The 23,693-nt window shown below is 72.6% G+C and carries 19 protein-coding genes; 12 read left to right on the top strand and 7 right to left on the bottom strand.

Annotated elements, in window-relative coordinates:
• The 6 genes from ACIPN7_RS22115 (at position 1) to lnt (ending at position 8,187) form a co-directional block, all read left to right on the top strand.
• Complete coding sequence (locus ACIPN7_RS22115; protein WP_400547332.1) at positions 1-333, top strand: hypothetical protein; 333 nt, start codon at positions 1-3, stop codon at positions 331-333.
• A gap of 140 nt (positions 334-473) precedes the next feature.
• Positions 474-779 (top strand): Sec-independent protein translocase subunit TatA, encoded by a 306-nt coding sequence (gene tatA, locus ACIPN7_RS22120; RefSeq protein ID WP_400547334.1) that lies wholly within the window; start codon positions 474-476, stop codon positions 777-779.
• A 36-nt stretch (positions 780-815) separates the two neighbouring features.
• Positions 816-1,556, top strand: a complete 741-nt coding sequence (tatC, locus tag ACIPN7_RS22125; RefSeq protein WP_400548054.1) for a twin-arginine translocase subunit TatC — start codon at positions 816-818, stop codon at positions 1,554-1,556.
• A 92-nt stretch (positions 1,557-1,648) separates the two neighbouring features.
• Positions 1,649-4,582, top strand: coding sequence for a DEAD/DEAH box helicase (locus tag ACIPN7_RS22130; RefSeq protein ID WP_400547337.1), 2,934 nt, complete (start codon positions 1,649-1,651; stop codon positions 4,580-4,582).
• A gap of 83 nt (positions 4,583-4,665) precedes the next feature.
• Positions 4,666-6,459 (top strand): amidohydrolase, encoded by a 1,794-nt coding sequence (locus tag ACIPN7_RS22135; protein WP_400547340.1) that lies wholly within the window; start codon positions 4,666-4,668, stop codon positions 6,457-6,459.
• Between the two features lie 30 nt (positions 6,460-6,489).
• Positions 6,490-8,187 (top strand): apolipoprotein N-acyltransferase, encoded by a 1,698-nt coding sequence (lnt, locus tag ACIPN7_RS22140; RefSeq protein ID WP_400547343.1) that lies wholly within the window; start codon positions 6,490-6,492, stop codon positions 8,185-8,187.
• A 131-nt stretch (positions 8,188-8,318) separates the two neighbouring features.
• Here lnt and ACIPN7_RS22145 read toward each other — a convergent pair whose 3' ends face one another.
• Positions 8,319-8,663: an RNA polymerase-binding protein RbpA gene (locus tag ACIPN7_RS22145; protein WP_026365682.1), complete on the bottom strand. Its 345-nt coding sequence runs from the start codon at positions 8,661-8,663 to the stop codon at positions 8,319-8,321.
• 328 nt (positions 8,664-8,991) lie between these two features.
• Between ACIPN7_RS22145 and ACIPN7_RS22150 the strand changes: the two genes are divergently transcribed.
• The 6 genes from ACIPN7_RS22150 (at position 8,992) to ACIPN7_RS22175 (ending at position 15,220) form a co-directional block, all read left to right on the top strand.
• Complete coding sequence (locus ACIPN7_RS22150; protein ID WP_400548057.1) at positions 8,992-10,155, top strand: LLM class flavin-dependent oxidoreductase; 1,164 nt, start codon at positions 8,992-8,994, stop codon at positions 10,153-10,155.
• A 1-nt stretch (position 10,156) separates the two neighbouring features.
• A complete protein-coding gene (locus ACIPN7_RS22155; RefSeq protein ID WP_400547346.1) occupies positions 10,157-10,822 on the top strand; it encodes an FMN reductase in 666 nt (221 codons plus the stop codon).
• Positions 10,823-11,013: 191 nt separating this feature from the next.
• Positions 11,014-11,850, top strand: a complete 837-nt coding sequence (locus ACIPN7_RS22160; RefSeq protein WP_400547349.1) for a hypothetical protein — start codon at positions 11,014-11,016, stop codon at positions 11,848-11,850.
• A 345-nt stretch (positions 11,851-12,195) separates the two neighbouring features.
• Positions 12,196-12,780: a hypothetical protein gene (locus ACIPN7_RS22165; RefSeq protein ID WP_400547352.1), complete on the top strand. Its 585-nt coding sequence runs from the start codon at positions 12,196-12,198 to the stop codon at positions 12,778-12,780.
• A gap of 101 nt (positions 12,781-12,881) precedes the next feature.
• Positions 12,882-13,796: a ChbG/HpnK family deacetylase gene (locus ACIPN7_RS22170; RefSeq protein WP_400547355.1), complete on the top strand. Its 915-nt coding sequence runs from the start codon at positions 12,882-12,884 to the stop codon at positions 13,794-13,796.
• 14 nt (positions 13,797-13,810) lie between these two features.
• Positions 13,811-15,220: an MFS transporter gene (locus ACIPN7_RS22175; protein ID WP_400547358.1), complete on the top strand. Its 1,410-nt coding sequence runs from the start codon at positions 13,811-13,813 to the stop codon at positions 15,218-15,220.
• Here ACIPN7_RS22175 and ACIPN7_RS22180 read toward each other — a convergent pair.
• The 6 genes from ACIPN7_RS22180 to ACIPN7_RS22205 all read right to left on the bottom strand — a co-directional run bounded on the left by ACIPN7_RS22180 (position 15,210) and on the right by ACIPN7_RS22205 (position 23,634).
• Positions 15,210-16,616 (bottom strand): CehA/McbA family metallohydrolase, encoded by a 1,407-nt coding sequence (locus tag ACIPN7_RS22180; RefSeq protein ID WP_400547361.1) that lies wholly within the window; start codon positions 16,614-16,616, stop codon positions 15,210-15,212. The genes ACIPN7_RS22175 and ACIPN7_RS22180 overlap by 11 nt on opposite strands.
• Before the next feature lie 76 nt (positions 16,617-16,692).
• Positions 16,693-18,633, bottom strand: coding sequence for an alpha/beta fold hydrolase (locus ACIPN7_RS22185; RefSeq protein WP_400547364.1), 1,941 nt, complete (start codon positions 18,631-18,633; stop codon positions 16,693-16,695).
• A 141-nt stretch (positions 18,634-18,774) separates the two neighbouring features.
• Positions 18,775-20,391: a DUF222 domain-containing protein gene (locus ACIPN7_RS22190; RefSeq protein WP_400547367.1), complete on the bottom strand. Its 1,617-nt coding sequence runs from the start codon at positions 20,389-20,391 to the stop codon at positions 18,775-18,777.
• Between the two features lie 209 nt (positions 20,392-20,600).
• Entirely contained in the window at positions 20,601-21,026 is a 426-nt protein-coding gene (locus ACIPN7_RS22195) for a VOC family protein (RefSeq protein WP_400547370.1), read from the bottom strand.
• A gap of 107 nt (positions 21,027-21,133) precedes the next feature.
• Entirely contained in the window at positions 21,134-22,084 is a 951-nt protein-coding gene (locus ACIPN7_RS22200; RefSeq protein WP_400547373.1) for a DNA-binding protein, read from the bottom strand.
• Positions 22,085-22,404: 320 nt separating this feature from the next.
• Complete coding sequence (locus tag ACIPN7_RS22205; protein WP_400547376.1) at positions 22,405-23,634, bottom strand: erythromycin esterase family protein; 1,230 nt, start codon at positions 23,632-23,634, stop codon at positions 22,405-22,407.
• Positions 23,635-23,693 lie beyond the last annotated feature (59 nt).

Raw genomic sequence — 23,693 nt, forward strand, 5'->3', positions numbered from 1 at the left:
ATGTGGTTCTGGGTATGGACCCTCTTGATCGTGGGCACCCTCGTCGGAGCGTTCTTTCTGGCCCGTTCGCTGTGGCGTGCGGCCAAGGGGCTCCTGGAGGAGCTGGGCCGGGCCTCGCAGCGTTTCGGCGAGTCGGCCGACCGGCTGCAGGAGGCGTCCGACCGGGCGCGTGAGGCGGCGAGCACGCAGCACGCCGGGCCGAGCCTGTTCGACGACGTGACGATCCACTACCAGCGCGTCCACGCGCAGCGGGTGGCGCGCGCGGGACGCAGGGACGCCCGGCGGACACGGAACGTCGCGACCTGGCAGAAGTGGAAGCACTTCAACGAGTAGAACCGTCGGTACGGGCGTGCCGCGCCTGGGACGGCGATCGCCATTTCACGTCCATCACCCGGCTACCGTTGTGCCCCCTCGGTTCGCGTAGGATCGGGCATATCCGCACCACAATCAGCACCGCACCGTAAGGAGTCACCATGGGCGCCATGCAGCCGTGGCACTGGATCGTCCTGCTCGTCGTCGTCCTGCTGCTCTTCGGGTCCACCCGCCTGCCGGGTCTGGCCAAGAGCGTGGGCCAGTCGATGAAGATCTTCAAGAAGGAGATCAAGGACATGCGCGACGACAGGTCGGACGCCGACGGCAACGCTGCCGACAACGCGCCGGGCGCCGCGACCACCAACACGAGCACCAACACGAGCACCAACGGACCGGGTACCGGTTCAGGCACGGGGTCGACCCCCGGCCTGATCGACCACAAGGACCGCGACATCCCCAAGGCCTGATCGGTGGCACGTACGAGACGGGCGTCCGACGGTCGGATGCCGCTGCTCGAGCACCTGCTCGAGCTCCGCAAGAGGTTTGTCCTGATCGCCGTCGGCCTGGTGGTGGGTGCCATCGTCGGGTGGTTGGTCTACGACCCGCTGCTGGTCCTGCTCCAGCGTCCGCTCGTCGTGGCGGAGGAGATGCGGGGCAACGAGATGACCCTGAACTTCGCCGGGCCGATGGCGGCGCTGGACCTGAAGATCAAGTCGTCGTTGTTCCTGGCCGTGTTCCTGACCTGCCCGTGGTGGCTGTACCAGGTGTGGGCGTTCATCACGCCGGGTCTGAACCGTAACGAGAAGAAGTACGCGTACGGGTTCGTCGGCGCGGCGTTCCCGCTGTTCCTCGGCGGGGCGTACATGGCATGGCTCGTGTTCCCGCACGCGATCCAGATCCTGTCGGGGTTCCTGCCCGACGACGCGACCGCGTTCACCAACGCCCAGGAGTACCTGTCGCTGGTGATGCGGCTCCTGATCGCGTTCGGGCTCGCGTTCCTGTCGCCGGTGCTGCTGGTCGGGCTGAACTTCGCCGGCCTGCTGTCCGGCAAGGCGCTGCTGGGCGGCTGGCGGTGGGCCATCCTCGTGGCGTTCACGTTCGCGGCGATCATCACGCCGACGCCTGACGCGCTGACGATGGTCCTGGTGGCGCTGCCGATCTGCGTGCTCTACTTCGCCGCCGTCGGCGTGTCGATCCTGCACGACCGGCGCGTCGAGAAGCGGTTCGCCGACGCCGAGGTCTGAGCAGTCCGACGAGCGGTCCGACAGCCTGCGGTCCCCGTGTCGCACGCCGGTGTCATACCGGTGTGTCACACAGGGACCGTAGGCTGTGCACCATGAACGACCTGAGCCCCGCCGAGCGCTACTCGGCCTTCCGGTCCCAGAGCCGTTCGGCGGCCGAGCACCCGGAGCTGACCCTCTTCCGGGACGTCATCGGGTTCGAGCTCGACGACTTCCAGGTCGCCGCCTGCGAGGCCCTCGAACAGGGCCGGGGCGTGCTCGTCGCGGCGCCCACCGGGGCCGGGAAGACCGTCGTGGGCGAGTTCGCCGTGCACCTGGCGCTGGCCTCCGGACGCAAGGCGTTCTACACGACGCCGATCAAGGCCCTGTCCAACCAGAAGTACGCCGACCTGGTGCGCCGGCACGGCCCCGAGAACGTGGGCCTGCTGACCGGCGACTCCACGATCAACGGCGAGGCGCCCGTGGTGGTCATGACCACCGAGGTGCTGCGCAACATGCTCTACGCCGGGTCCTCGACCCTGGACGGGCTGGCGTACGTCGTCATGGACGAGGTGCACTACCTGGCCGACCGCTTCCGCGGCCCCGTCTGGGAAGAGGTCATCATCCACCTCTCCGACGACGTGCAGCTCGTCTCCCTGAGCGCCACCGTGTCCAACGCCGAGGAGTTCGGCGACTGGCTGGAGATGGTGCGCGGCGACACCGCCGTCGTCGTCTCCGAGCGGCGGCCCGTGCCCCTGTGGCAGCACGTGCTCATGTCCTCGCCCGAGCCGCGCGGCAAGCCGCGCCTCCTGGACCTGTACGCCGGGCACGTCGACCCGACCGACCCCGGCACCAGCCCGCCCATCAACCCCGACCTGTCCGCCGCGTTCCGGTCCGGGCGCGGCGGCAACCGCCCCGGCGACCATGCTGGTGGACCAGGCGGGCGCGGACGCGGGCGCGGACGGGGCGACCGCGGGTACCGCGGCGGCAACGGGCGGCGCGCCGACGACCGCCCCGGCGGCGCCGTCGGACCCGGGCGGCGCACCCCGCCGCGGTTCATCGTCATCGACGCCCTGAACGCCGACGCCCTGCTGCCCGCGATCTACTTCGTGTTCTCCCGCGCGGGCTGCGAGGCCGCCGTCGACCAGTGCCTCAAGGCCGGGCTGCGGCTGACCACCCCGCAAGAGGAGGCCACGATCCGCTCGGTCGTGGAGGAGCGCACTGCCGCCATCCCGCCCGAGGACCTCGACGTGCTCGGGTACTGGGCCTGGTCCCAGGCCCTGGCGCGCGGCATCGCCGCCCACCACGCCGGCATGCTGCCCGTGTTCAAGGAGACCGTCGAGGACCTGTTCGAGCGCGGCCTGGTCAAGGTCGTGTTCGCCACCGAGACCCTCGCGCTCGGCATCAACATGCCCGCGCGGTCCGTCGTGCTGGACAAGCTCGTCAAGTGGGACGGCTCCAGCCACGTCCCCGTCACGCCCGGCGAGTTCACGCAGCTCACCGGCCGCGCCGGGCGCCGCGGCATCGACGTCGAGGGCCACGCCGTCGTCGTCGACCACCCGGCCCTGGACCCCGTGGCCCTCGCCGGCCTCGCGTCCAAGCGCCTGTACCCGCTCAAGTCGAGCTTCCGGCCCACCTACAACATGGCCGTCAACCTCGTCGCCCAGGTAGGTCGCGACCGCGCCCGCGAGGTCCTGGAGACCTCGTTCGCGCAGTTCCAGGCTGACCGCGGCGTCGTCGGCCTGGCCAAGCAGGCCCAGGCGCACGCGGAGGCCCTGGACGGGTACGCCAAGGCCATGTCCTGCACCGAAGGCGACTTCGGCGAGTACATGGACCTGCGGCGCGCCATCAAGGACCGCGAGCGCGAGCTGTCCCGGGCGGCCTCGGGCGCGCGGCGGGCGGAGATCGTCGCGTCCCTGGAGAACCTGCGGCGCGGCGACGTCGTCGAGGTGCCGTCCGGGCGGCGGCGCGGGTACGTGCTCGTGCTCGACCCGGGGGAGCCGGGCGGGTTCGACGGGCCGCGGCCCACGGTCCTGACCCAGGAGCGGCAGGTCAAGAAGCTGACCCTGGCCGACGCGCCCGACGGCCTGGAGACCGTCACCACGGTGAAGATCCCCAAGGCGTTCAACCCGCGCAAGCCCGACGCGCGCCGCGACCTGGTCTCGACCATGCGCAACGCGCTGGGCGTGCTGGCGGACGACGTGCCGTCGGCGCACTCCACGACCTCGCCGTCGCGCAGCGCGGCGAGCCGGGCCGCGCGCGGCGGCCGGCCCGTGGTCGGCCGCCGGTCGGACGCCGCGACCGACGCCGAGCTCGCCCGGCTGCGCAAGGCGCTGAAGGCCCACCCGTGCCACGCCTGCCCCGAGCGGGACGACCACGCCCGCTGGGCCGAGCGCTGGAACAAGCTCAAGCGGGAGCACGACCAGCTCGTGCGCCGCGTCGAGGGCCGTACCGGGTCGATCGCCCGCACCTTCGACCGCACGCTCGACGTGCTGCTCACCCTCGGGTACCTGCAGCGCACCTCCGAGCAGCGGATCCGTGTGACCGACGACGGCCGGTGGCTGCGGCGCCTGTACGCGGAGAACGACCTGCTGCTGGCCGAGTGCCTGCGCCGCGGGGTGTGGGACGGTCTCGACGCCGCGGGCCTGGCCGCCGTCGTGTCCACGGTCGTCTACCAGGGGCGACGCGACGACGCCCCCGACCCGTACATCCCGGGCGGGCCGACCGGCCGGCTCGCGGGCGTCCTGGACGACACCCAGCGGGTGTGGTCCGAGGTGGACGACCTGGAGGAGGCGCACGGCATCGACGCGACCGGGCCGCTCGACCTCGGCCTGGTCGGCGCGATGTACCGCTGGGCGTCGGGCAAGGGCCTGGACAGCGTGCTGCGGGGATCCGACCTGGCCGCGGGCGACTTCGTGCGGTGGTGCAAGCAGGTCGTGGACGTGCTGGACCAGCTCGGCGGCGCGGCGCCGTCGGACAAGCTGCGCGCCACGGCACGCAAGGCGCAGGACGCCGTCCTGCGCGGGGTGGTGGCCTACTCCAGCCTGTGAAACCGGCCCCGAGCGGGTGACTGTGCGGGTCCACGCCCTGCTGACCAGGGCGTGGACCCGCCGCATCGCATACAGTTCCCACCGTGAGCCAGCCTGTCCGATCCATCCTTTACCGCAACGGCGTCGTCCACTCCGGGGCAGACCCGTTCGCCGAGGCGATCCTCGTGGACGACGGCGTGGTGGCGTGGCTCGGCGCCGACGACACCGCCGCCGGGCTGGCGGCCCGCGCCGACCGCGTGATCGACCTCGACGGCGCGCTGGTGACCCCCGGGTTCGTCGACGCGCACGCCCACGTGCTGGAGACCGGCCTGTCAGCCGACTCCGTGGACCTCACGCCCGCCGGCGGCGTGCACTCCCTGGCCGACGCGCTGGCCGCCCTGCACCAGGGCGCCCGCAAGCTGGCGGCGGCCGACCCCTCCGGCGAGCAGGTGCTGCTCGCGTTCGGCTGGGACGAGCAGGCCTGGCCCGAACGACGCGCCTTCACGCGCCAGGAGCTGGACGCCGCGTGCGCCGGCCGCCCCGTGTACGCGGCGCGCGTCGACGTGCACTCGGCGGTCATCTCGTCCGCGCTGGCCGCCCGTGCGGGCATCGAGCGCGACCCGGCCTGGACCGGTATGGGCCTGGCCGGCTCCGGCTGGTCCGACGCGCCCGCCGACACCGGCCTGGTCACCGCCGACCTGCACCACACCGTGCGCGACGTCGCGCACGCCCTGTCACCCGAGCGCCGCACCCGCCTGTACCGCGAGACCCTGGCGGCCTGGGCCGCCCGCGGCGTCGTGTCCGTGCACGAGATGAGCGGCGAGCACCTCGACACCCGCGCCGGCCTGGCCGAGCTGTACGCCCTGTCGGCCGACTCCGTCACCGCCGACGCCCTGGCCGGCCCGGACGCGCTCGCCCTGCCGCACCTGGCCGCCTACCGCGGCGAGCTGTGCGCCACCGCCGACGACGCCCGCGCGCTCCTGGCGGAGCTGCCGTTCCTGACCGGGATCGGCGGCGACCTCAACGTCGACGGGTCGATCGGGTCGCGCACCGCCGCCATGCGCAGCCCGTACTCCGACCTGCCCACCGACCCGTCGTCGGGCTCGTTCGCCGGCGCCCTGACCAACCCCGACGGCTCCCCGTGGACCGGCAACCTGTACCTGACCGCCGACCAGATCGCGAACCACCTGAGCGCCGTGCAGAGCGCCCGCGGGACCACCGGCGTGCAGGCCGCGTTCCACGTCATCGGCGACCGCGCCATGGACGAGATGGTGCTCGGGCTGCAGATCGCCGCGCAGACCAGCGGCGAGAGCGCCCTGCGCGCCGGGCACCACCGCATCGAGCACGCCCTGTTCGTGGACGCCGTCACGCTCGCCGCCCTCCTGGTGCACGGGATCGGCCTGTCGGTGCAGCCCGCGTTCGAGTCCGCTTTCGGCGGCGCCAAGGGCGTCTACGCCTCCCGGCTGGGCACCACACGCGCCGGGTCGATCATGCCGTTCGCCGACCTCGCGCAGGCGGGCGTGCCGCTCGCGTTCGGCTCCGACACCCCCGTCACCCCGGTCGACCCCTGGCAGGGCGTGCGCGCCGCGACCAGCCACGAGGACCCCGATCAGCGCATCTCCGCGGGCGCGGCGTTCCGCGCCCACACCCGCGGCGGCTGGCGCCTGGCCGGGCTCGACCACACCGGCGCCGGACAGCTCCGCGTCGGTGCGCCCGCCCACCTCGCCGTGTGGCGGGCCGAGCACCTCGGCGTGCAGGCCGCCCCCGGGCGGCTCAGCTCCTGGAGCGAGGAGGCCCGCGCGGGAACACCGCTCCTGCCCGACCTCTCGCCGGACGCCGTGCAGCCCGAGTGCCTGCACACCCTGCGCGACGGCGTGGTCCTGCACGACACGCTCTGACGGTCCCCTGCGCGCCGGTAGGCTGCGATCGTGCGCTTGCGTGAGCCGTCCCGGCTGCTGTCCTTGTTCCTCGCGGTGGCCGGTGGCCTCGTCCTCTGGTCCGCGTTTCCCGACGCCGGCGTGTGGCCCGCCGCGTTCGTCGCCGTCGCCGTCCTGTACTGGGCCCTCGGGCGCGACAACGCCTGGTGGAACCTCCTGATCGGGTTCCTGTTCGGCGTCTCGTTCTTCCTGCCGCACCTGTGGTGGGCCCACGAGTCCACCGAGACCGCGCCGTGGATCGCGCTGTCCGCGCTGGAGGCGCTGTTCATCGGCGGCTTCGGAGTGCTGTGGACCTGGGTGCGCCGGGCGCGGTTCCTGCGCCGGCGCGGCTGGCGGCTGGCCGCCGCGTTCGCCGTGCTGTTCGTCGCCGTCGAGCAGTGGCGCGCCGAGATCCCCTTCGGCGGGTTCCCCTGGGGCCGCCTCGCCTGGACCATGGCCGGCACCCCGACCGGCCGCGCCGCCTGGCTGGGCGGCACCGTCGCAGTCTCCCTCCTGGTCGCCTTCGCGGGCGCGCTGCTCGCGCTGGCCGTCGCGGGCCTGGTCCGGGCCGTCCGCACGGCTCGCGCGGCCCGGGTGTCGCCGGCGGAGCAGCCTGCCCGCGTGGCAGGGAACCGCACCGTGACCGTCCGCTCCTCGGTGGGCCGCTCCGTCGGAGCCCTCGCCCTGGGTGTCGCGGTCGCCGTCGTGCCGCTGGTGCTGCCGCTGCCCACGTCCGCGAACGCCGGTCCCGTCGAGACGCCGGAGGGTCAGCAGGTGTACGACGCCGGGAGCGACCTGGCGGAGGACGGGCAGCTGTGGGCGGGCGCCGTGCAGGGCAACGTGGGGGAGCCGGGCCTGGGGGCGTTCGCCAACCGTGCCGAGGTGCTGAACAACCACCTGGAGGGCACGTACGTGCTGGCGGAGGACTTCGCCGGCGAGCTGGACGTGGTGCTGTGGCCGGAGAACGGCAGCGACCTGGACCCGCAGACCGCGCCGGACGTGGCGCGCGGGCTGGACGCGGCGTCGACGGCCGTGGGTGCGCCGATCCTGGTGGGGGCGCAGGAGTTCCCGGAGACGGGCGGCCGGTACAACGTGTCGCTGCTGTGGCAGGCGGGTCAGGGTGTGATCGGCCGGTACGCGAAGCAGCACCCGGCGCCGTTCGGTGAGTACATCCCGCTGCGGTCGATCCTGCGGCTCTTCTCGGACCAGGTGGACCGGGTGACCACGGACATGATCCCGGGGGTCAACCCGCCCTACGTGGACGTGCCGAGCCGGCTGGGTCAGGACGCGTACCGGCTGGGCACCATCATCTGCTTCGAGGTGGCGTACGACGAGATCATCCGGGACGCGGTGCAGGAGGGCGCGCAGGTTCTGGTGATCCCGACGAACAACGCGTCGTTCGGGTTCACGGCGGAGTCGACGCAGCAGCTCGCGATGTCGCGGCTGCAGGCGATCACGACGGGGCGGGCCGCGGTGCAGATCTCCACGGTGGGCGTCTCGGGCGTCATCACGCCGGACGGGACCGTGGTGCGCGACACGGAGCTGTTCACGGCCGACCAGTTCGTGGTGGACCTGCCGCTGCGGTCCTCGATCACGCCGGCGGTGGCGGCCGGGTACTGGCCGGGCTGGATCGTCGGCGGCCTCGCGTTCGCGCTGGTCGTGGCCGGCGTCGTGGGCGGGATCGGCGCGCGGCGTCGGGCAAGGGGCTAGGGCGCGCCCGCTACGGGACCCCACGCCCGAAAGACCCTCGCGTACGAAAGAGAGACCGCCGGCCCGAACCGTGAGGTTCGGGCCGGCGGTCTCTCTTGTTTCCTGCTTGCTCGCTAGCTCGCGCTGCTTGCTCAGGCCGAGCGGCGGAGCTTGCCGGCGCGCAGCAGCTCGAGGCGCTCGTCGAGCAGGTCCTCGAGCTCCTTCACCGTGCGGCGCTCGAGCAGCATGTCCCAGTGGGTGCGCTGCGGCTTGGTCGCCTTCGGCTCGGGCTTCTCGGCGTCGCGCAGGAGCGCCTCCTCGCCGCAGCGGCACTCCCAGATCGGGGGTACGTCCGCGTCGGTGGCGAAGGGCAGGATGATGGTGTGGCCGTTGGGGCAGTCGTAGTAGGCCTGGAACCGAGGGGCGAAGTCCACGCCCTCGTCGGACTCCATGCTCTTACTACCGATGCTCATACCGCGCAGGGACCGGTCAGGCACGATGTCCTCCAGAGGGTTGTCGGGATAGGTGGCGGAAAAAGGTCCGTATAGCCAACGCAGGGACCCTCTGTGATGTTCCAGCCCATGTTTCAGCGGTCTGACGACCAGCCGTGCCAAACCAGGCTACCGATCGGACGTGCGCCCGCAAGCGCACTCCGGGCAAACTGGGTGTGGATGTGCGCGATCTCACGTACGCCGAGGCAGGTGACCGTGTTCGCGGCGGGAACAATCAGCACGGGTCGCCGGTTGACACCCATGTTCATGCAGATGCATGAACAGCGCGAGCGGCGACCCGCTCAGGAGCACCACGATCGAGGAGCGCAGCATCATGCAGTTCGGGATCTTCAGTGTCAGTGACGTGACGACGGACCCGACGACGGGGCATACCCCGGACGACACCGAGCGGGTGCGGGCGATGCTGACCATCGCGAAGCACGCGGACGAGGCGGGCCTGGACGTCTTCGCCACCGGTGAGCACCACAACCCGCCGTTCGTGGCCTCGAGCCCGACGACGATGCTCGGCTACCTCGCGGGCGTGACCAAGGACATCACCCTGTCCACGGCCACCACCCTGATCACCACCAACGACCCGGTCCGCATCGCCGAGGAGTACGCGATGCTCCAGGTCATCAGCAACGGTCGCATGGACCTCATGATGGGCCGCGGCAACACCGGTCCCGTCTACCCGTGGTTCGGGCAGGACATCCGCCAGGGCATCCCGCTGGCCATCGAGAACTACGCGCTCGTGCGGCGCCTGTGGACCGAGGACGTCGTGGACTGGGAGGGCAAGTTCCGCACCCCGCTGCAGGGCTTCACCGCCACCCCGCGCCCGCTGGACGGCGTGCCGCCGTTCGTGTGGCACGGCTCGATCCGCAGCCCCGAGATCGCCGAGCAGGCCGCGTACTACGGTGACGGGTTCCTGCACAACAACATCTTCTGGCCCATGAGCCACACCAAGCAGATGGTGGCGTTCTACCGCCAAAGGTTCGAGCACTACGGCCACGGCCGCGCGGACCAGGCGATCGTGGGCCTGGGCGGGCAGGTCTTCATGCGCAAGAACAGCCAGGACGCGATCACCGAGTTCCGGCCGTACTTCGACAACGCGCCCGTCTACGGGCACGGCCCCACCATGGAGGACTTCACGCGCGACACCCCGCTGACCGTCGGCTCCCCGCAGGAGGTCGTCGACCGGTACGGCTCGTTCATCGACGAGGTCGGCTACTACCAGCGCCAGATGTTCCTGATGGACCACGCCGGCCTGCCCCTGAAGACCGTCCTGGAACAGATCGACATCCTCGCCGCCGACGTCGTGCCGCAGCTGCGCAAGATCGCCGACGCCAAGCTCCCCAACGACGTGCCGGCCAACCCGCCCACCCACGCGCAGCGCGTCGCCGCGGCCCGCGCCAAGGGCCAGACCGGCGCCACGCACGTGGGTGACGGCGGCGACGAGTACACCGGCACGCTGGCCGAGGAAACCGAGGAGGCACTCTGACATGACAGGCATCGTCCCCACAGAGGACCGGACCCGCCGCACGATCGCGGTCGTGCACGCCGGGCTCGGCCAGCCCTCCTCCACGCGCCTGCTGGCCGACCGCCTCGCCGACGCCACGGTGCGCGAGCTGGAGGCCCTGGGCCACGAGGTGACCGTGCAGGTCGTCGAGCTGCGCGACCACGGTCACGCGATCATCGACGCGATGCTCACCGGGTTCCCCACCGGTGACCTGGCCCGGGACATCGAGACCATCACCGCGGCCGACGGCGTCATCGCCGTCACCCCGCTGTTCACCACCACCTACTCCGGGCTGTTCAAGTCGTTCGTCGACATCCTCGACAAGGACGCCCTGACGGGCATGCCCGTCCTGCTCGGCGCGACCGGCGGCACACCCCGCCACTCGCTCGCCCTGGAGTACTCGATGCGCCCCCTGTTCACCTACCTACGGGCCGACGTCGTCACCACGTCGGTCTTCGCGGCCACGGACGACTGGGCCCAGGCCGGCGACCACACCCGGCACGACGACGGCGCCAGCTCCCTCCCGGAGCGCATCGAACGTGCGGGCCGGTCGCTGGCCGCGATCGTCTCCGCACGCGGGGAGCACGCCAAGCCGGACGACCCGTTCTCCACGACGCCCAGCTTCCTGGACATGCTGGGCGGGGACTGACGGCGGGGCCCACGGGTGATCCGCCGGTGGGGTCGGCCTGCGTGTTCGCGGGCCGACCTGGGCTGATCAGGGCCTGCGTGCCAGGGCCTGCGTGCCAGGGCCGGGGCTTGCACGCCCAGGGTCTGGCAGGGAACATATGGGACAGCCACCGCAACGGGTCGTGGGCAGGTCGATGGTGAGGGAGCGCGGTCATGGCGGACGACACACAGGACCAGGTCTCGGACGACTCGAACGGCACTGACGCGCCTCAGGCGGCTGTCCCGGAGGCGGCTGCTCCCGAGGCCGTCGCAGCCGACGTCGTAACGGCCGAAGTCGTAGCAGCCGAAGTCGATGCACCGGACGACGCGTCCACGGCGGACGCCGCGGCGATCACCGACCCGACATCGACCCACGCGACATCGACGGACACGACATCGACGGAACCGACCGGCCCGCAGGCCGACACCGGACGGGTCGCGCGGATCGTCGCGGCGCTGCGGAAGGCGCACGCCGAGCAGGCAGCCCGTTCCGTCGAGCGGGCGGCTGAGCAGAGCGTCGGGCAGACCGTTGAGCTGACTGTCGAGCTGACCGCCGAGCAGACCGCCGAACCGGCGGACTCCGGCACCGAGACCATCGAACCGGAACTCCCGGCGCCCCGCCGCGCGACCAGCGGGGTGCGGTCCACCGCGCCGCGCACGCCGACCCTGCGCTGGAACCCCGGCGCCCGCTACCGCGCGTCGCAGCTCGCGAACCAGCCGGTTCCAGTGCCGCCGGCCCCCCTGCCGTCTGCACCCCTGCCGCCCGTGCCACCGCCGCCGGGACCGGTACCTCCCGTGCCCCCGCCGCCGGCGTTGGCCGGACGGCTGTTCCGCGGCCCGGCCCGGCGGACCGCCGTCTTCGAACGGGAGATCTGGTACCCCTCGGCGCGGTCCTCGCGCGTGCCGAGCGACGTGGGCGAGGCACTCGCTGCCGCGGTCGAGCGGTACCGCAAGGGCTCGATCTCGACGTCGGGCCTCGTGCGGGCGATCGGCAGCGCCCACGCCGCCTGACGACGGACTGACACCCGACACTTCAGCACCCGACACTTAGCCACCCGATACTTCAGCACCCGACAACCGGCCGTTCCTTCGTCTGTTGCCCGCCTGTTGCCCGCCCGTTGTCCGGCCGATTCCGCGGTTCTTCGCCGAGTTTCCAGATAGCGGCAAAAAAAGAGACCCGACCGCATGGGTTCGCCCTGGTGGGGCCTTGTCCGGGGTTCTTGCCACAGTGGAGCATTCGTTGCACTGCAGACGAGTGCATCAAGCAGCCGCACCACGCGTCGCGACCTGTCGCTCTCTCTCAGTAGGTGCCGACCAGGCATCCGATGACAAGTCGACGAGGGGCGGGAGCGGCTGATGCCTACGCGCATGCGGGCCAGGTTCGGTCTCCTCGCCCTGAGCGGGGTCGTCGTGAGCGGCGTCGTCGCCGGCCTGCTCAGCGGCTGCGGTCCGGACGCGAGCGTCGCCAACTTCACGGTGCCGGAGGAGTACGGGTCGGTCGAGCAGCTCGTTGCGGACGCCGACGTCGTCGTGCTGGCGCAGGCCGGCCGCTCCGGGGTCGACGTCGTGGACCGGGTGCCGTACACCCGCACCGAGCTGGACCTGCGCAAGGTGCTGCTCGGCGCGCTCGGCCACGACGCCGTCCTGGCCGTGACCCAGGTCGGCTCGGCCGCGTCACCCCCGGGGGGCGAGCTGCCGTCCATCCTGCGCAGCGGTCGCGAGTACGTGGTGGTGCTGCACCGCAACGACGCGGGTGAGTTCGAGGTGGTGGGGCCCGGCGTCTGGCGGGCGGACAGCCTGGGCACCAGCCTGACGCTGCACACGGGCAAGCCGTCCTGCGTGGCATCCGACATCCCGCACGTGACCACGCCCTGGGAGCTCGAGGTGGCGCTCGGCAAGGCGCGGGCGGCGCTCGGCACGAGCGACGTGGGAGAGACGTGAGCAGCCCGAACCGAGAACGTTCCAGGTCAGACGCCTGGGACAGGGGCTGACTCGGGGCTGACTCGGGGCTGACTCCTGGTCCGCTGGGCCAGACTGGGCGTATGACGCGCAGCCTCGTCCTCACCGCCGACGACGCCGGGACCGATCCCGACGCAGACCGTGAGATCGCCGCCCTCCTGGCCGGTTCGCCGCTGACGGCGGTGGGGGTGATCACCACGGATCCGGACGACGGGGCTCGACCGGACGACGCGGGCAGACCGGCAGGCCTGAGCCAGAGCGAGAACCAGCGTCCGAACGAGAGCCAGGCCCCGAGCGAGAGCCGGCGCCCGAACGAAAGTCAGCGCCCGAACGAAAGTCAGGGGGCGGTGCGCGCCGTCGGGCTCATCGCCCGGTCCGCGCCCGACGTCGCGCCCGGGGTGCACGTGGTGCTCCCGACGCCGGGTCCGGCGGGTGGCTTCAACGACGTCGTCGACCGCATCACGACCCAGGTCGACGCGCTGACGCGGGCCACCGCCGCCGTCGGTGCGCCGCCGCCCCGGCGGCTCGACTCGCACCAGGGCAGCCTGTACGGCCTGCTGGGCCGCTCCTACCTCGGCGAGGCGATCGGGTTCTGCGCGGGGCGCGGGCTGGCGTTCCGCCTGCCCCGCAGCCTGGACCTGTACGGCGACGGCGACCCGGTGCTGGCCACGGCCGACGTCCGGGCGCGGCACGCGAGCGCCGTGGTCGCCGCCGACGCGGCGGAGGTGCGCCTGCCCGAGGTGATCGCCACCCATCGCGGCGGTGACGCGGAGGCCGGGGACTACGGGTCGTTGCGGGACCACTACCTGCGGCTGCTGGGGCGGCTGCCCGAGGGGACGAGCGAGATCTTCCTGCACCCGGCGCCCGACACCGCGCGGCTGCGCGAGGCGTCGGCGACGTGGTGGCGCAAGCGGACGTGGGAGCTGCGACTGCTCGGCGACCCCGTTTTCATCCGGGAGATCGAGCGGGAGGGCATCGACCTGGTCAGCGGGTGGTGAGTAGGCTCACCCGCGTGGAGGCCGAGGACGCCGTGGAAGCGCCGCAGGCAGGAGCCCCGTCGCGGTCCGCCGGGCGGGACCCGGGCGCGGGCGGGACGTCGCCGCTGCGCTACGGCGCCGGCATGTTCGGCACGTCGCTGCCGATCAACCTGGTCAAGGGTTCGATGCTCTACGTGTACGTGGAGCTGCTCGGCCTGGACGCCGTCGTCTACGCGACCGTGTACGCGATCTACGGGGTGCTGGACGCGCTGGACAACCCCGTGTTCGGCTACCTGTCGGACCGGACGCGCTCGCGCTGGGGGCGGCGTCGGCCGTACCTGGTGGTGGGCGCGCTGGTGCTGACGGCCACGACGATCGCGCTGTTCTCGGTGCCGGGGGCCGTGGCGGAGTCGGCGGTGGGGCTGGCGGTGTGGTTCGCCGTCTTCGCGATCACCACCGAGATGGCCGACTCCCTGATCAACGCCAGCTACGGTGCGCTGCTGCCGGAGCTGTTCACCGACGAGCGGCGTCGCGCCACGGCGAACGCGGTGCGGCAGGGTGCCCAGCTCATCGCCCTGGTGATCGCGTTGGCGCTGACGCCGGTGCTGGCACGAAACGTGCTGGGCACGGAGGGCTCCGCCGTCGGGTACGCGCGGCTCGCGGTGATCTTCGCCGTGGTCGCGGCCGCGGTGATCCTGTGGACCGCGTTCGGCGTGCGGGAGGACCCGGCGCTCGACGCCGAGCCCAAGCCCCGGTTCTTCCGGTCGGTGGGACAGATCCTGTCGACGTCGCACTTCTGGACGGTCGGCCTGGTCAACGCCTGCTACGGCGCGGCGATGGCGCTGGTGCTGGGCGGGCTGCAGCTGTACGTGGAGCACACGCTGGGCGGCTCCGCGCTGGACGCCAGCATCCTGCAGCTCGTCGTCATCGCCGTGTCGATCGGGATGCTGAGCGTGTGGGCCGCCGTCGTCCGCCGCAGGGGTGCGGCCTGGACGTGGCGGCTCGCGCTGCCGGTCGCCGCTGTCGGATTCGTGCCGCTGTACTTCGCGACGGACCTGCTCACGGGGATCCTCGCCGGGCTCGCGGTCGCCGTCGGGTACTCGGGCGTGCTGGCGACGAACGACCTGGTGATCGCCCGCGTGCTCGACGCCGACGCCGCCCGCTACGGCACCCACCGCAGCGGTCTGTTCCTGGCGGCGTTCGGCGCGCTGGGCCGGCTCAACGGCCTGATCACGGCGGCGGCGCTGGCGTCGCTCGCGCTGTGGTTCGGCTACCGGTCGGGCGCGGACCCCGGCCCGGACCCGGGACAGGCGTTCCGCGTGTACCTGTCCGTGTACCCGTTCGCGCTCCTCGTCCTCGGCACCGCGGTGTCGCGGTTCATCCGCCTGCCGGCAGCGCCCCAGGAGGCCGGCGGGGTGTCGGGCGACGTGCCCCTCACGCGCTGATCGCGAGCAGGGTCCGGTCGGCCGCCTCCAGGCGGTAGGGACCGTGCTCGGGCGGCGCGGAGAACGTCACGCGGTCGCCCCGCACCCGGCGACGGCGGTCCGTGCCGCCGTCGGGCACACCCTCCACCAGGACGGTGCCGTCCGCGTCGACGGCGACCAGGTCGTCGCCCACGCGCACCAGGACGGGCTCGCCCGGTCCGGGGAACCTGCTGAGGGCGGTCCGCCCCTGCCGGACGGCGTCGAGGATCGCCTCGGGCGTGCGGTCCTCGGCGGCGACCCAGGTCGTGGGCGTGCCGGGCGGGTAACCCTGGTCGGGCGTGTGGAAGTCGCTGCCGCCCAGGAACACGGGGTCAGCGGGCCCGTCGAAGCCCCGCAGGTAGGCCCACGGTCCCGTCGCGGTCAGGTCGAGGAACCACGAGATGTGCCACAGCTCCAGGAACCCGGTGCGTACGGGGAACTGCCAGCCGCAGTCGTCCTGGAGCGGGTGGTTCACGGACAGCAGGCCGCCACGCTCCTCGACGTCGGACAACCACTGTGCCGCCGGACGGCGGAAGTCCACCCAGCCGATGTCGCCGAACGCGTTGGCGTGCCCCGCGTGCGTGGTGACCTCCTGCCCGGGCAGGAGGCAGAGGTCGTACGCGGCGCCGACCCCGGGCAGGTGCGGGTGGTGCGAGACGGTGTTGTGGTCGGTCACGGCGAGAAAGTCCAGCCCCCGGCCGACGGCGGCCGCCGCGAGCTGGGCGATGCTCAACGCCCCGTCCGAGTGCGTGGTGTGCGCGTGCGGGTCGCCCGCGTACCAGGTCAGGCCGTCGGGCGCGGGCAGATCCCGCCCCAGGCGGGTCCGTCCGCGGGCGCCGGCGCTGTGCGGCCGGCTCGACCCGGTCGTTGTTGAACCGGATGCCGTTGAACCGGATGCCGTTGAACCAGGCGCCGCTGAACCAGGCGCCGCTGCAAGGGCTCCGGTGCCCGACGGCGGGGCCGGCGCGGGCGGTTCGTCCTCGACCGGGCCGGCTTCGGCCCCGGTGGCGATCGTGACGGTGACGTCGATCGGTGCGGCCGGCATCCCGTGCAGGCCGAGCACCACCGCCCACCGGCCCGGGACGATCTCGCCCGGCTCGTACCCGGGCGTGGCGCTGCCCTGCCGGTCTCGCCCGGCGGGGCCGGGACCCGCGTTCGGGGTGATCGCGAACCGCGAGCGGGCACCGCCGGACCAGCCGCGCCACCGCTCGGGGTCGTAGCACCCGAGGTCGATGACGGCGGCGTCCCGGTCGTACGCGAGCGTGACCTCCAGGGCGTCGGTGCTGCGCCCCGCCGGTATCTCGAACGGCACCTCGAGGTACCGGTTCTTGATCTGGTCGTCGATCGACAGGCGCAGACGGCGCTCCTCGCGGGTCACGCACCGAGGCTAGCCCCGGTTCCGGGCGGGGCACAGGGCCGGCCTCGGTGCGTCGTGTCTCCCGGTGGCCGAGCCTCTAGCGACCCAGGATCTCCGTGAGGAACTCGATCGCGGCCGGGTAGGCGTCCTTCCGGTTCGCCCGCTTGGCCAGGCCGTGCCCCTCGTCGTGGTAGACCCGCAGCTCGTGCCGGATGCCGCGGTCCGCGAGCGCCGCGGCGATCTGCTCCGCCTCGGAGAGCGGCACGCGCGGGTCGTTGGCGCCGTGGATCACGAAGAGCGGTGCGCGGAGCTGGTCGAGGTAGGTGATCGGTGACGCGGTGACGAGGAAGTCGCGGTCGTGCTCGAGGCTGCCGTACTCGCGTTCGCGGGCGGCGCGGCGGTACTCGGAGGTGTTCTCGAGGAAGGTCACGAGCGACGACATGCCGACGATGTCGACGCCCGCGGCCCACAGGTCGGGTTGCATGGTCGTGCCGGCCAGCACCATGTAGCCGCCGTAGGAGCCGCCCCAGAGGGCGCTGCGGTCGGCGTCGAGGCCGAGCTCGGGCAGCCAGGCGCGGAGCGCGGCAAGGTCGGCCACGGAGTCCAGGCGCTTGTCGACGTCGTCGAGGCTGACCCAGCGCTTGCCGTAGCCGGCCGAGCCGCGGACGTTCGGGACCAGCACGGTGAATCCGGTGCCGGCGAGCGCCTGGATGACGGGGGAGAAGAGGCGGGTCGCCTCTCCTTCGGGTCCGCCGTGCACAAGGACCACGGAGGCGCCCGCGACGGTCGTGCCGGTCGTGCCGGTGGCGGGCCGGTACACGAAGCAGGGGATCTGCTCGCCGTCCGGGGTGGGGACGCGGTGCACCGTGGGCAGCGAGATCGGCAGGCCCTCGGGAATCTGGGCGCGGCCGTCGACCAGGGTGGTGGTGCTGCCGCTGGCGGCGTCGACGAGGTGGATCGATCCGGGGTCGCCGGAGGCGGTCAGGTGTACGGCGAACCGTGAGGAGTCCGGGGCCCAGATGACGCTGGGCACGCCGTCGTCGGGCAGCGTGACGTCGCAGCGGTAGGTGCCGTCGTGCTCGTGGACGGCCAGGGTGGTGATGCCGTCCTGGTGGTGGCCCACGACCATCGCGGAGCCGTCGGGGGACAGGATCACCGCGAGGTCGTGGTCGTCGGCCTCGACCAGGATCTCCCAGACGGTCCCGTCGGCTCCGTCGGGCGCACCGTCGCGGACGGTGTCTTGGGCAGAGTCTTGGGCAGAGTCGCCGACGTGCACCCGCACGATGGCGGCGAACTCCCGCTCGTGGTCCGATGACATGACGAGCGCGTCGTCGCCGGCCGCCCAGGCGACGTGGGTGTGGTGGGCGTGCTCGTCGGCCGCAGTGACAGCGACGGGTCGGGCCGCCCCGGTCCCGCTCCCCGCTGAGCCCACCCTCGCACCCGCACCCGCGCCTGCACCCGCGCTGCCACCCGCGGCGCCACCGGCGATGAGGACCTGCGTGGAGCGCGGCTGGCTGCTCAGCGTCGTGATCGCCACGGAGCGCCGGTCGTGGGAGGCGACGGCGTCGATGAGGTACCCGCCACCGTCGTACAGCGTGGTCTCGGAGCCGGTCGCCAGGTCGTGCACCACGACATCGAAGTCGACTCCGTCGCGCCGGTTGGTCAGGAACACCACGGACTCGGCGGAGACGTCGGCCAGGTCGTGCTTGTACGCGGGGTCGTGGACCAGCGGAGCCAGGTCGGCGAGCGTGGCGGGGACGTCGGTGCGCTCGATGTCCAGGAGGCTGAGCTGCATCTGCTCGTCGCCGCCGTTGTCGTGCTGCACCACCACGCGGCGTGCGCCCGGCACGTAGCGGCCGGAGCAGCGCGAGGGCAGTGCCGTGAGCTGGGTCCGGGTGCCGTCGGGCGCGATCTCGACGAGCTGCATGCTGCCGGACTCGTCGTTCCCCGCGAGGATCCGGCCCTCCGGGTCGACGTCGAAGACGGCCCAGGCCGTGAGGTCGAGCAGGGCACTGATGATCTCTGGCGCCGAGGGCACGGGTAGGGAGGGCACGGGTGCGGAAGCCAAGGGCACGTCTGTCGAAGGCACGTCTGTCGAAGGCACGGAGGGCACAGGTACGGAGGGCACAGGTACGGAAGTCACTGACGCAACCTAGCCCGGGACAGCATGTGGCCGTCCTCAAGCAGCCCGATCCCGGGCCCATGGCAGCCCGATCCTGCGACCGTGGCGGTTGGCGAAGCTCCAGTGCCCCGGCTGGTCCGGTGTCGGACCCGGCTCCCACGCCATGGTGATCCCGGTGGTGTCCACGAGCGTGTGGTGGTGCCAGCACAAGAGGGCGGAGTTCGCGACGGACGTCTCGCCGCCGTCGGCCCAGTGCCGCAACGCATGGTGCACCTCGCACCGGCTGGGTGGCTGATCGCAGCCGGGATAGACGCAGTGCTGGTCACGGGCGATCACTGCCTTGCGCATCTGCCCGGTCACCGTGCGCTGGGCGCGTCCGACGTCGATCGCGGTAGCGTCTGCGCCGAACACGACGCGCGTGACCTCGGCGTCGCACAGAAGCCGGCGCAGGAGGTCGCGGGGAACGACGCTTCCCTTCGCGGACGCCCCCGTGAACGTCGCGGGCTGAGCCGTCAGCGCCGTCAGGTCGCCGGGACGGAGCGCGCCGCCATTCGTCGATCCGACGTTCGTCTGTCCGGCTCCGGTCCGTCCGCCGTGGCTGTTCGTCCGCCCGCTCCGGAGCAGCTCCGTCAGGGAGACGGTGACGTGGACGTGCGGACGCACCGCGGCCCCCGATCCGACGCGGCCGTTGTCCAGGACGTCCCGCGCCAGGTCGGCGAGCGCCTGCGCCCGGCGCTGGGTGGGTGTGCGGTCGTCGCCGGCGGCCGGGGAGCCCATCATCGAGCCGAGCGCCGTCGACAGCAGGTGCCCGTGCTCGTCGGTGAGGAAGCCGTTGACGTGCCAGCCCCCGAACGTCGGCGAGACCTCCAGGTGCTCACGTTCGGTCGCCTCCCGGTAGCCGCGGTCGTCCGCGTCGGGGTCCGCGACCTGGCCGAACCGCTTCAGCACCCGACGAAAGCGCGCCGGGTCGCAAGCACCGGCCAGCCCCGTCAGGTACCCCTCGCCGGTGATGGCCGGGGGAGCCGGACGGGTGTCGCCCACCGTTTCCGGGTCACCGTCCGTGGTGCCCGGCTCGGCAGAAGCCTCGTCATCGACCGCACCGTCGCCGACCGCATCGCCATCGACCGCATCGCCGCACAGGTCAGCAGCAGCGCCACCCTCGGAGCCGTCCAGCTCGATCGGCGCGGCCAGTGCCGCCTTGCGTGCCTCGCTGGTGGGCGCGACGTCCACCAGGGCACGGACGTGGTCGACGCCGATGCCGCCCGCGAGCGCCGCCGCGCGGGCCGTGGGCAGGTGGTCACGCAGCACCCGGCCGGTTCGGGCCTCCCGGTTGGCGGTGGTGGTGCTGACGTTCTCCGTCCTGGCGAGCCAGGCCGAGAACGTCCGCGCACCCGTGGCCTGCCAGGGATGCCGAGCCTCGATCACGGGCAGCCACGTCAGCCGGACCGTGTCCAGGCGGGCACTGAGCGCACGCAGCCGCGGTGCGGCGACGACGAGCCGAGGGACCGCGACGCCACCGGTACCGGCGGACTCGCCGCCGCCGGCGACCGCGTCCGGTCCCGCTGAGGCCACCAGCTCGTCGGCGAGCACGTCCAGCTCGCTCAGGACGGTCTCGAGGGCGCGAGGCCCGCACGCCTGACGGGGCTCGGGTGGAGTCGCTGGTGTGCCGTCCATCTCGTGTCACCCCCGTCCCGATCTGTTGCTGTGCCGACTCTCCAAGGTTATCGAACATACATTCGACCTGCTGGGCCGAGATGAAATCTGTGGATAACCGTTGAACCACGGAGCCGTTGCGCGTGGAGGCGCACCGCATCGAGATGTCGCGCACCGGGACCCCGGCCAGCAGCCGATCTGCCTGCGGTCACGCAGCGGTCACTCCACGCCTACTCCGCCCCGGCGGTCGCTCCGAACTGCTCGACGTAGTGCGGGTTGTACATGACGCCAAGCACGTTGCCGAAGGGGTCTACGACCGCGGCGGTGACGAAGTCGTGGCCGCGCTCGGTGACGGGCTGGTACTCGGTGGCACCCAGGTCGAGCAGTCGGGCCACGGTGCCCCGCAGGTCGTCGACGTGCCAGTACATGAGCGCGCCCCCGGGCTGGTCGGGCAGGCCCGGGGGCGCGTAGGCCCGGCTGACGAGGCCGAGCTCGGCCTCGTGGTCCCCGATCCGGAACTCGGCGTAGGCGGGCGTGCCGTCCGGTCCGGACCGCTGGAAGTAGGGCTCGACGCCGAGCACCTCGGTGTACCAGGCGGAGGCCGCGGCGACGTCGTCGGCCCAGTAGTTGATGGTGGAGAATCCTCGAAGGCTCATGCCGCCATCTCAGCACCGGACACTGACACTCGCCGGAGCCCGCGGGTGTTTTTCGTGCTCAGGGGCGGTTTTCACTCGCCCTTTCGCCCGTGTCTCACCCCGCTGCCTCACCCCGCCTGCGCCACAGGAGCGGACTCGGTCCCGGACGGGTCGACCCGCTGAACGGCCGCGCTCAGCGCCTCCCGCAGCCCCGCGGCGGTGCCCTCGGCCTGGGCCTGGCCGGCGATCGCCACGACGCGCGCCTCCTCGGCGTCCGCTGCCTGCCTGCGCGCGGACTCCAGCGCGTCCCGGGACGCGGAGAGCTCGCCCTCCAGCCGGGCCACGGAGGCCTCGGCGGCGGCGCGCGCGGCATCGGCGGCAGCCCGGTCACGGTTCGCCTGCGCGACGTCGCCCCGTGCGGCCTCGAGCGCGCCGCGCACGTCCGTCAGGGACTCCCGCAGGCCCACGGCAGCACCGTCCGCCTGCGCGCGCGCCGACTCCGCCTCGGACCGCGCTCGCTCGGCGGCCGCGGCCCCCGCCCGGGCCTCGGCGAGCTCGTCGCGCACGGACTCCAGTGCCCGCCGCGCGCCGTCGAGCTCACCCCCCAGCCTGGCTGCCGACGACGCCGCGTCGCCCCGGGCCTCCTCGGCCGCGTCGCGCTCGTCCTGGACCGACCGCGCGTGCTCACGTGCGGTCTCCAACAGGGCACGGAACTGCGCGAGCTCGGCGTCGGCCTCGTCCACGCGCGCCGCCAGGGCGTCCGCCTCACTGACGACGGCGCTCAGCGCCTCCTCCGACGCCGCCACCGTTGCCTCGTGCTCCGCCCGTGCCGCCTCGACCGCCGCACCCCACAGGGCCTCCAGACCGCGCTCCGCCAGCGCGCTCACCGCGGCGGGCAGGTCAGGGAGCGCGCTGCGCGCGTCGTCCTCGGCGGTCTTCGCGTCGCGCCACTCCCGCAGGTACTTCGTGGCCGTGGCATTGGAGCAGCCGGCGCGCTCGCGCACGTTCGTCACGGTCAGCGCCGCGCCCTCGGCCGCCAGTGCGTCCGCCGCCTGGAAGACCCGTTCCTTGTCCCGCACGTCGTTCCCCGCTCACGTCGTCGTCTCGACCGTCCCTGTTTCGACAGTCGTTCTTTCCACCCGCATTGTTTCCACTCGTAGTAGTACGAGTAGTAGCGCAATCCTACTCCTACTTTCGCTCCACACACTGCGCACCCGCTTTCCTGAAGCGGGTGCGCAGTAGATGCAGGATCGGCCAGATAGCAGGGTTCAGCGGGACTTGTCAGGGCACTACTCGGCCTGCGGGGAGCAGATAGTGAGCATCGAATCCGCGGGAGATCGGTCGGAGATCCGCGGCACCTGGGCCGACGATCGGACCGGACCGACACGCGGACGCAGGATCAGTCCTCAGGAACGTCCTGGAGAAACACGATCCCGTCCAGGTCGGCGAGCTGAGCCGGGTCGAGCGGTGCGTAACCGAACCAGGGAGACACCCGCGCCACCGAGCCCCCGAGCAGCGCGGCCAGCCCCGGGGCGTCGACGACGGACCGGTCGGCACCGAGCGCGGACAGGAGCCCCTCGACGCTGTCCGACGGCGCGTCGTCGACGCCGTGGTGCCGGATGGTGCCGACCGCTGAGGCCAGGAACCCGTACCGCTCGCCCAGCCGGGCGCTCACCAGGGCGCCGGCGCCCCACCACTCCAGCCGCGGGTGGTCCCACATGCGCATCGTGCTCATGCCGCGCCGCAGATGGCTGTTGTGGGCATTGACCAGCACGGGGCTGCTTTCCGCGAGGGCGAGCAGGTTGTCGGCCATCATGGCGTCACGGACCGCGAGCAGCCGCGTCATCCGGGCGGGCGACGGGTCGGCCATCCAGAAGTGGTAGCGCAGCAGGCCGGTCGCGGTGCGTCCGTACAGGCGCGCCCGGTCCCACTCCTGCGCCGTGGAGGTGGCGACGAGCTGCGGTGCGTGCGTGTCGAGGAGCGTCGCCAGGTCGTAGGCGAGCAGGCGCAGCTCCCTGGCCTCGGCGGACTGACCCACGGACCGGGCCGGGTCCATCATGGCGGCAGGTTCGGTCCACCGGACGTCCGCGCCGATCATCCGGTCGAGCACGTCCGCGGTGCAGGGCAGCAGCTCCGCCTCGACGCGCGCGGACAGGTACCCGTACAGGGACGTGAGCGCGGCCCGGGGACTCGCGGCCGCCTGGATCTCCAGCGGCCCGTCGAAGCCCGCGAAGCGGAGCCGGCCGGCGTCGGGCCGGCCCGCCTCGTCAGTGCGAACGTTGCCGGCACGCTCGTTCCAGGCGCGCATCCAGCGCACCAGCTCGCGGTTGGCCGGGAAGGCACCCCACTCGTGGCTGAACCCACGCCTCATGACGTCGTCGAGATGGCCCTCACCGGTGGCGACGTAGTCGTCCACGACCCGCCCCGCGAGGCAGTCGGTCTCCAGGGCGATCGTGCGGTAGCCCGCCTGCTCGACGAGCTCCCAGAACAGCTCGTTCCGCAGCCTCAGCAGGGCGCCCGCGCCATGAGTGGGCTCGCCCAGTGCGAGGATCCGCGGCCGGCCCGGGAGCAGGTGCAGGACGGCGGCGGCGTCAAGGGGATGAACGGTGTGCTGGAGGTCTCTCACCATTCCCTCAACGGTATCGTTGACGTCCCGGTGGAGACCTGGGCCCGAACAGCGCCCTGGAA

Source organism: Promicromonospora sp. NPDC090134, assembly GCF_044746965.1.
Lineage (GTDB): Bacteria > Actinomycetota > Actinomycetes > Actinomycetales > Cellulomonadaceae > Promicromonospora.